Source organism: Longimicrobiales bacterium, from assembly GCA_035764935.1.
In the GTDB taxonomy this organism is placed as follows: Bacteria; Gemmatimonadota; Gemmatimonadetes; order Longimicrobiales; family RSA9; genus DASTYK01.
In genome coordinates this window covers 1-8,778 of sequence record DASTYK010000095.1, presented here as the reverse complement: position 1 = coordinate 8,778, position 8,778 = coordinate 1, and the positions used below count along the sequence as shown (strand labels likewise).

Below are 8,778 nucleotides of genomic sequence, written 5' to 3'. Positions count from 1 at the left end.
AAAAGGCCGGCGCCGAAGGTGTTGCGTGCGCTGAAGAACCAGGGCTGGCGGAAATCGGCATTGACGGCGCCGGCGACCTGCCGGTAGACGCCGTCGATCTCCTCGAAGAACGGGACCAGGTCGAGTGGCGCCGTCAGCAGGTTGGAGACCCGGCCGCGCAGCTCGAGCCGGCGCGCACGCCCGAGAAAGTTGAGGCTGGCCCAGCGCGCTTCCGCGTTCAGGTAGTCGGCGGTCGAGAGGCCGAAGCCGACGCGCACGCGGTGCAGGTCGCCCTCGATGACGCGGACGGTCACGTCCGCGACCGTGTCGAACGGCTGGATGTCCGGAACGATCTCGGCGTGCCGGAACACGTCCAGCGAAAAGAGGTTGCGCTGGCTTTCCAGCAGAGCGCGCCGGCTGTACACGTCGCCGGTGCGGAAGCCGAGCATCCGCCGGACCACGGACGAGTCCACCGCGACGTTGCCTTCAACGGTCACGGTGCCGAACCGGTAGCGGTCGCCCGGGATCAGCTCGAACTCGACGGAGCTGTGATCCGGCTGCTCGCGGGGGATGAAGTAGCTGGTCAGCACGTCCGCGGCGGCGTAGCCGCGGTCGCGCAGGCGCATGGTCAGGGTGTCGCGCGTCGCTTCGGCCGCGACCAGGTCGAGCGGCATGCCGGCACGCAGCGGCAGGTCGCTCACGACGTCGTCGGGCGGGTCGTCCAGTCCGGAAAACGTGATGGTGTCGACGAGCACCGGACGGCCCTCGTCGATGCGGAACTCGACGACCAGCCCGTCACCCGTGCGCGTGGTATCGGCCGTTACGACTGCTTCCCGGTAGCCCCGCTCGTAGTAGAAAACGCGAAGCCGCAGCGCGTCGGCCTCGATCACGCGCGGGTCGACGTACTGGTCTTCGCGGCCGAGCCCGAGCCAGCAGAGCGGCGCAAGCGCGGTGACCGAGCAGCGGCTCTCGCTGGTCACGATCGACGCGCGCAGCAGATCCTCGTCGAATGCGTTGACGCCTCTCAGCTCGACATCTGCGATGCGAGCGGAGTCGTTCACGACCTGTGCGTCCACGGGTCGTGCGGCGAGCGCGGCCGCGAGCATCGCGAGCAGCGCGACAACGCGCAGCGCCGGACGGCCCATGATCAGGACGGCTGGTCGGGCAGGCCGACCGGCGGCGCGAGCGCACTGCCCTCGTCGAGCCGGCCGGGGTCGCGGAAGTAGTGCGTGCCCGGTCGCGGGTAGATGTGGCGGCTGACCGGGGCGAACCCGGCCACATCGTCGAAGAACATGTACTGCGTGATGCGGATGATGTCGTCGCCGACACGGACCAGGTTGAACGAGTTGCGCTCGCGCTCGCGCGCGCGGCCGCGCCGTGACGTGGTCGTGCCGGACTGTGCGATGATGATCCCGTGCGTGCGGTCGATGCCGGCATGCACGTCCAGCGAGTTGCCGATGTAGGCGCGGTGCAGGTGCCCGCCCATGATCAGGTCGACCTTGAGCGCGGTGAACCGGTCCAGCGCGCGCCGCGCCTTCGGCATCACTTCCCCGCCCTCGTAATCCGGCGCCGGTGCAAAGTGGTGGTGCGCGACCACGATGCGCGCATCCTGGGCCGGTGTTCCTTCGAACGCCTGCGCACAGAGGTCGAGCTGCCAGGAACGGATGCGGCCGTTCGTGATCGCGCGCAGCGGCGCCGTCGAGTTGAGCGAGACGAACGTCGCGCCATCCACGCGCAGCACGGAGTCGAGGTCCGCCGAGATGTACTCGCGGTAGTTGCGGTACGGCGCGAAGATCCGCTCGAAGACGCGGTACAGCGGCACGTCATGGTTGCCGGGCGTCACGATCAGCGGCTTCGGCGGCAGGCGGTTGATGTACGCGCGCGCCTCCGCGTACTGCTCACGCTTTGCGCGCTGCGTGAAGTCGCCACTGAGCACGATGACGTCCGGGTCGAGCTCCTCCACCGACCGGAGCAGCGCCTCGCCCGCCGCAGGCACGTACGGCGGGCCGAAATGGACGTCGGACGCGTGGATGATGGTCAGCACGGGACCTCCGCGCGCCGGCGCAGGCCGGGGAACGGCAGGTCGGCGCGCGCGGCGACGTCGAGTGGCGCACGTACGCCGCGCTCCAGGTGGAAGAGCCCCGCTCGTGCGATCATCGCCGCGTTGTCGGTCGCATGGCGCAGCGATGGCGCGTACAGCTCACCGTCCGCGCCGAGCGCGGCTGCGAGTGCGTCGCGCAGTGCGCGACTCGCAGCGACGCCGCCACCGAGCACGACACGCGTGCAGCCGGTCTCCTGCACGGCACGCATGGTCTTGGTCGCAAGCACGTCGACCACCGCCGCCTGGAAGGACGCCGCGACGTTCGCAGTTTCCGTTTCTAGACGACCCTCCGCCTCCAGCGCGCGCACCCGCGTCAGCACGGACGTCTTGAGACCGCTGAAGGAGACGTCGTAGTAGTCGGCGTCGGCAGGCTGCTGGCGCGCTGTCAGCATGGGGCGCGGGAAGGCGTATGCCGCGGGATCGCCTGCGGCTGCCGCGCGCTGGATGACGGGTCCGCCGGGATAGCCGAGCCCCAGGATGCGCGCGACCTTGTCGAACGCCTCGCCCGCCGCATCGTCGCGCGTCTCACCGAGCAGCTCGTACTCGCCCCATGCCGGCACCCACAGCAGCATCGTGTGGCCGCCGGAAACGAGCAGTGCGACGAACGGCGGGCCCGCGCGCGCGTCGTCGAGGGACGTCGCAAAGAGGTGCGCTTCCATGTGGTGCACGGGCACCAGCGGCACGCCGAGACCGAACGCTGCGGCCTTCGCCCAGGCCAGGCCAACGTGCAGTGCGCCGATCAAGCCGGGGCCCGCGGTCGCTGCGATCGCGTCCAGATCGTGCAGCGCGATCCCCGCCTCGCGCAATGCGTTGTCCACGACGTCGTCGATCACCTGCAGGTGCGCCCGCGATGCGATCTCGGGTACGACGCCGCCGTAGACGCGATGCGCGTCCTGCGAGAGGATGACGTGCCCGAGCACGTCACGCTCGCCGCGCAGCACGGCGGCGGACGTTTCGTCGCAGGACGTTTCGATGCCGAGGATGAGCGGTACGCTCACGGGTTGCCGCTGTCGCGCGGCAGTGCGCGCATGCCTGCTGCGCCGGTGATCGAGTCGGGCAGCGGCTCGATCGGCACGACGACACGGACGGTCATGGGCGACACGATGACGCCGAGATCCGTGGTATCGACCCCGAGCGGGAAGCTGTCGGTTGCCGTCCAGCCGCTCAGGTCGATCGGACCGAGTCGGAGCGTGTCCAGCGCGGAGACGCGTGCAGCGCCGCCGTTCACACGGACCCCTGTCGGCTCCACGCGAATCGGTCCGCTCAGCTGGTAGCCGGCCGCGGGCGTGCCGATCACGCGCACGCTGACGGGCACGATGCGGGAGACCACGCGGTCCCAGCGCAACGTCACTGAACCGGGGCGGATGTCCTCGACACGCGTGTTGTCCATTCCACCATAGAGCTGCACCCATCCCGCATTGAGCACGCGCGTCTCGACGGAGTCACTCACGTTGTCGACAGGAATGAGCACCTCGGGCCGGTTCACGGCGATGCGCATCAGCTCGCGCGTGGGTCCGGAGAACACGATCTCGACGGTGCTCGGCGCCGGCGGAGCGGCCAGCTCCCAGTCGCCGTCGCGCGCGACCACGCGGACCGGCACGTCGGCAAGCGGCAGCCGCTCCGGCACTTCCGCCTTGACCGCGCCCCAGAGCATGAACGCGATCGCGAGCGCAGCCAGCTTGAGCGCCCAGTTGTTCGTGATGATCTCGAGGGTGCGCGGGTTCATGCGCTACTCCAGGAGCGCGTGCACGGACTTCACGTTGTCCGGCGCCATCCAGTCCGTGCCGCCCAGCACCTTGCGACGGATGCGCCCGTCACGGTCGATGAGGAACGTGGTGGGCAGCCCCGTCACCGCGTACGTGTCCTGGATGCCGCCGCCCGGGTTCAGCAGAATCTCGAACTCGAGCCCGTACTCGTGCACGAAGCTGCGGACATCACCGAGTGCACCCGGTGCGTCCACGCTCACGGCCACGATGCGCAGGCCCTCTTCGCCCAGGAGCTCGTGCAGGCGCTGCATGGAGGGCATCTCGCGCACGCAGGGCGGGCACCAGGTCGCCCAGATGTTGAGGAGCACCACCTGCCCGCGCAGTCCGGACAGGGAAATGGTGTCGCCCGCGAGCGTGGGATAGGAGAAGTCCGGCGCAGGCGCGCCGGTATCGAGCGGCGCGTACGTCGCACGATTCACCCAGGCGAGGGAGAGGAGGGTGAGGAACAGCACGAGCACACTGCCCCGGATCAGCCAACGCTCGGTCCGTTCCGTCATTCCCCGCAGTCCGATCTCAAGTCTGGTTCAGGGCGCAAGATAGCGGCGCACCGACAGCGGTGCTACCGCGCTCCCGACGTGTCGCCATATGCCGGCAGCACGCCGTCGCCAAAATGGGCGTTTGCAGGATCGTCGCCAGCGCCGCGGCTGTCGCCCTCCGGCGGATCCTGTGGCGGCGGAGCCGGCACGGTGGTCGTGTCCACCGGTTCCAGCAGGTCGATCGCCGTTGGATCCGCCGCCGCACTGTCCGGCACGGTCGGATCGTCGACGACCGGCTGGCCTACGCTGACGACCAGCGTGACGGTCGCGGGCAGCCGCTGCTCGGTGCCGGGCTCCGGCGCGATGCCGATGACGCGGCCGGTCGGCGTCTCCGACTGGCGCTCCACGGAAGCGACCTCGAGGCCGAGGCGCTGCAGCAGCTCGCGCGCGCGCTCGAGCGGGAAGCCGGCGACGTCGGGGACGCGCACGCGCGGGGGCCCCGAGCTGACCGCGACACGGACGCCCGCGCCCGGCCTCAGGTGCTGCCCCGGCAGCGGGTCCTGCGCGATGACCTCACCGGGCTCCGCCTCCGGGTGTGGCAGCTCGGTTGCTTCCGTGAGTTCCAGGCCCAGCTCTGCGAGCTCGCGCTCTGCGTCGCCGCTGGTGCGGCCGATCAGCTCGGGCACAGCCACGCCGGTCGCGGTCGCGACCTGCTCCTCGGTCGGCGGAAACAGCACCAGGGCCGCCACTGCGTAGCCGACACCGAACGGCAGCAGCAGCGCGGCGACCACCCACGCCCAGAGACGACTGCTGCCACGGCTGCGCCCGCTGCTCCGGCGCGCTCTGCCTTCACCACGGTCTGGCCGGCGCTGACGCCGTCGTACCGAATCCCCGAGCATCACATCCTCCGCAGGCGCGCGGCAAACGCGCCATCAACACCAAGTGTCCACGGTCGCACGACGAGCCGGCCGCGCCCGTCGAGCACCGACTCGTGCACGTCCTCGATCGGCTCCAGCACGAAGCCGGTGTGCCGTTGAAGAAACGCGTCCACCTGTTCCTCGTTTTCCTCCGGCTCCAGCGAGCACGTCGCGTAGAGCAGCGCGCCGCCCGGCGGCACGATGGCCGCCGCACCGTCCAGGATCTCACGCTGCAGCCTCGTGAGCGCATCGAGATCCGCCGGTGTGAGACGCCACCGTCCATCCGGATGCCTGCGCAGCGTGCCGGTCCCCGTGCACGGCGCATCGACCAGCACGACGTCCGCCCGCCGTAGCGGGGGGCGTCGGGCGTCGGCCGCAACGACGCGCACGTTCGTCAGGCCGGTCCGCGCGAGGTTCTCGCGCAGCCGCACCAGGCGCTCCGCCGTGGCATCCGCCGCGATGACGCGCGCGTCCGGCACGTCGCCGGCGATGCCCAGCGTCTTGCCGCCGGGCGCGGCACACAGGTCGGCGACCAGCGCTCCCGGCGCTGCAGCGATCGCGCGGGTGACCAGCGATGCGGCCGGATCCTGCACGATCGCCGGCAGAACGGCCAGCGCATCGGTCACGCTGACGGGCGGCAGCAGCTCGAGCACGTCGCGCGCGACCACGCCGGGTCCGAAACCGCCGAGCGCGGGACGCTGGTGAGCGATCCCCGCGTTCTCGAGCCGCTCCGATGCAGCCTCAACGGGAACGCCGACCGGCCGTACATACAGCGACGGCCGCCGGTTGTTCGCGGCAACGAGCGCCGCCGTGCCCGCCACACCGAACTGCGCGATCCACCGTTCGACCAGCCAGCGAGGGTGGGAGCTCGACGCGCTGAGGTGCGCCACGGGGTCCGCCTCCAGCGATGGCCAGGGCTCAGCCGGGCCCGCCCGCCGCATGGACTGGAGCACGCCGTTCACGAAACTGCCGGCGCCGCGCCCGCCGATCCGCTTCGCCTGTTCCACCGCCTGCGACACCGCGGCGTAAGCGGGCACCGACCCCATCTCGAGGAGCTGGTAGGCGCCCAGCCGGAGCACGTCCAGCAGCTCCGGCTGAACCCGGTCCAGTCCACGTCGCACGTGCGGCGCGAGCAGCGCATCGAGCCTGCCCCGCAGCCGCAGCGTGCCGTACGTCAGCTCGTGCGCAAACGGCCGCTCGCGCGCGGGCACCTGCTCGAGCACCCCGCTGAACGCACGATCGGCAAGCTGCCCCTCACGTGTCGCGCGCAGCGTCTCGTACGCTGCACGGCGGGCGGGGGTGACGCGCGCGGGCAGTGTCGGTCAGTCGAGCATGCCCGTCGTCGGCGACGACGGCACGGCGACCTCCCGCCGCGGCATGCGCCCGGCCAGGTACGCGAGACGACCGGCCTCCACGCCGTAGCGCATGGCGACCGCCATCCGCACCGGGTCCTGCGCCTCGGCGACGGCCGTGTTCATCAGGATGCCGTCCACGCCCTGCTCCATCGTGAGCGTCGCGTCCGATGCCGTGCCCACGCCAGCATCGACGATGACGGGACACGCCAGCCGCGACTTGATCTCGCGGATGAAGTACGGGTTCACGAGCCCGAGTCCGCTGCCGATCGGGCTGGCGAGCGGCATCACGGCCGCGCAGCCGAGATCCTCGAGGCGCAGCGCGGCGATCACGTCCTCGCTGGTGTAGGCCAGCACCTTGAAGCCCTCGGCGACAAGCACCTTCGCCGCCTCCAGCGTCGCCTGCACGTCGGGCAGCAGTGTGCGCTGGTCGCCGATCACCTCGAGCTTGACCCAGTCACTCATGCCCGCCGCCCGGCCCAGCCGCGCGTACCGGATCGCGTCCTCGGCGGTGTAGCAGCCGGCCGTGTTCGGCAGCAGGAACCAGCGCTCGGGATCGAGGTGGTACAGGATCCCCTCTTCCTTCGTGCGATCCAGGTCGACGCGCCGCACCGCGACGGTAACCATCTCGGTGCCCGACGCTTCGATCGCGCGCACCATGTCCTCGTTCGTCCGGTACTTGCCCGTGCCGAGGATGAGGCGCGAGCGGAACTCGCGCCCTGCGATCACGAGCGGTGCCGGGTCCGCCGCCACCTGCACGTTCATCGTTTCCGTGCTCATCAGCCGCCCCCCACGAAGTGCACCAGCTCGAGCGTGTCGCCGGCCTGCACTTCGATGTCATCGAAAGCTTCGCGGTCGAGGATCTCACGGTTGTGCTCGACGACGACGAGCCGCGGGTGCAGCCCGAGCGAGTCGAGCAGCGCGCGCACGCTGCTGCCTGCAGCGATCTCACGCGCGTCGCCGTTGATCGTGACCGGAATCGTTGTTGTCATGCCTGCTCCTTCCCGCGCCCGCCGGCGTACGCCCGGCGGATCGCATCGAGGTACGTCGCTACCGCCTCCCCCACATCCCCCCGGCGCCAGGCGCCGCTGAGTACCGCGACGCCGTGCGCACCTGCGCCCGCCGCGTCCGCAACGCGGTCGGGTGTGACACCGCCGATCGCGATGACCGGCGCTCCTGCATGGTCGACCGTCGCACGCAGCGTGTCCAGCCCTGCGGGCTCGGCGTCCGGATGGGACGCCGTTTCCCACACACTGCCGAGCACGACGAAGTCGGCGCCCGCGCTCACTGCACCGCCAGCCTCGTGCGCGGCGTGTGCTGAAAAGCCGACCAGCCGGTGCGGCCCCATCAGTGTGCGGGCATTCGCAACCGGCAACGAGCGCACCCCGAGCTGTACACCGTCGGCCTCACATGCGAGCGCGACGTCGACGCGGTCGTTCACGAGCAGCCGTGCGCCCAGCCGTGTGCACGTCGGCCGGAGTGCGGCGGCCACCTCGTACACGCGCGCCGCGGTCGTGCTCCGTCCGCGCAGGTGCAGCGCGATCGCGTCTGCGCCGGCCTCGACCGCCGCGAGCGCACGCGGCACGAACGCGTCGTCCGCCAGGACGGCGTCGTCGGTCGTGACGTGCAGCCGCGGCAATGGAGTCACGTCAGCACATCACCGACTTCGGCCGCGCGGCCGCGCAGCCACTCCGCCGCCGTCATGCGACGCTTGCCGGCCGGCTTCACCTCGCGCACGTGCACCGCGCCGCTGCCGCACGCGACCAGCATCCCGCTGGAGGGATCCTCCGGCGACACGTGGATCACCGTCCCCGGCGCCGCGGAGCCGGCCCTGGAATCGACGAGCGGGCGGAACAGCTTCAGCTCCTTCTCACGGTGCATGGTCCAGGCGCCCGGTACCTCGTCCATCGCCCGGATCCGCCGCGCCACCTCATCGGCGGCGCCCGACCAGTCGACGTGCGCGTGCTCGCGCGTGATGCGCGGCGCAAACGTGGCCCGCGCCTCGTCCTGCTCGATCTCGACGACGTCGTCCGCCTCGATCATCGCGAGCGCCTCGATCAGCGCCTCCGCACCGATCTCGCTGAGCCGTGCGGTCAGGTCGCTCGCCGTCTCCTCCGACCCGATCGGCTCCTCCACCTGCAGCAGCACGGGCCCCGCGTCCATCTGCTCGACCATGCGCATGATCGT

Annotated in this window: 11 protein-coding genes; all 11 read right to left on the bottom strand. The window is 70.9% G+C overall.

Annotated elements, in window-relative coordinates; all coding sequences use genetic code 11:
* A partial coding sequence (locus tag VFU06_08015; protein HEU5209340.1) for a POTRA domain-containing protein occupies positions 1 to 1,124 on the bottom strand: 1,124 nt, incomplete at its 3' end.
* A gap of 2 nt (positions 1,125 to 1,126) precedes the next feature.
* Positions 1,127 to 2,023, bottom strand: a complete 897-nt coding sequence (locus VFU06_08010) for a metallophosphoesterase family protein (protein HEU5209339.1) — start codon at positions 2,021 to 2,023, stop codon at positions 1,127 to 1,129.
* Positions 2,017 to 3,078 (bottom strand): tRNA (adenosine(37)-N6)-threonylcarbamoyltransferase complex transferase subunit TsaD, encoded by a 1,062-nt coding sequence (gene tsaD / locus VFU06_08005; protein HEU5209338.1) that lies wholly within the window; start codon positions 3,076 to 3,078, stop codon positions 2,017 to 2,019. Before tsaD ends, VFU06_08010 begins: the two co-directional genes overlap by 7 nt.
* Complete coding sequence (locus VFU06_08000; protein ID HEU5209337.1) at positions 3,075 to 3,806, bottom strand: YbbR-like domain-containing protein; 732 nt, start codon at positions 3,804 to 3,806, stop codon at positions 3,075 to 3,077. Before VFU06_08000 ends, tsaD begins: the two co-directional genes overlap by 4 nt.
* Before the next feature lie 3 nt (positions 3,807 to 3,809).
* Positions 3,810 to 4,343 carry a TlpA disulfide reductase family protein gene (locus VFU06_07995; GenBank protein HEU5209336.1) on the bottom strand — a complete coding sequence of 178 codons (534 nt, stop codon included), beginning with the start codon at positions 4,341 to 4,343 and terminating at the stop codon, positions 3,810 to 3,812.
* A 62-nt stretch (positions 4,344 to 4,405) separates the two neighbouring features.
* Positions 4,406 to 5,221 (bottom strand): PASTA domain-containing protein, encoded by an 816-nt coding sequence (locus VFU06_07990; protein ID HEU5209335.1) that lies wholly within the window; start codon positions 5,219 to 5,221, stop codon positions 4,406 to 4,408.
* Positions 5,221 to 6,555 (bottom strand): 16S rRNA (cytosine(967)-C(5))-methyltransferase RsmB, encoded by a 1,335-nt coding sequence (rsmB, locus tag VFU06_07985; protein ID HEU5209334.1) that lies wholly within the window; start codon positions 6,553 to 6,555, stop codon positions 5,221 to 5,223. The genes VFU06_07990 and rsmB overlap by 1 nt, the downstream gene beginning before the upstream one ends.
* A gap of 6 nt (positions 6,556 to 6,561) precedes the next feature.
* Complete coding sequence (locus tag VFU06_07980) at positions 6,562 to 7,371, bottom strand: thiazole synthase (GenBank protein HEU5209333.1); 810 nt, start codon at positions 7,369 to 7,371, stop codon at positions 6,562 to 6,564.
* Positions 7,371 to 7,583: a sulfur carrier protein ThiS gene (thiS, locus tag VFU06_07975; GenBank protein HEU5209332.1), complete on the bottom strand. Its 213-nt coding sequence runs from the start codon at positions 7,581 to 7,583 to the stop codon at positions 7,371 to 7,373. Before thiS ends, VFU06_07980 begins: the two co-directional genes overlap by 1 nt.
* The gene (locus tag VFU06_07970; protein ID HEU5209331.1) at positions 7,580 to 8,239 is read right to left on the bottom strand and encodes a thiamine phosphate synthase; all 660 of its coding nucleotides are present in this window, start codon (positions 8,237 to 8,239) and stop codon (positions 7,580 to 7,582) included. The genes thiS and VFU06_07970 overlap by 4 nt, the downstream gene beginning before the upstream one ends.
* The coding region (locus VFU06_07965) for a methionyl-tRNA formyltransferase (GenBank protein HEU5209330.1) at positions 8,236 to 8,778 on the bottom strand (543 nt) is incomplete at its 5' end. The genes VFU06_07965 and VFU06_07970, both read right to left, overlap by 4 nt.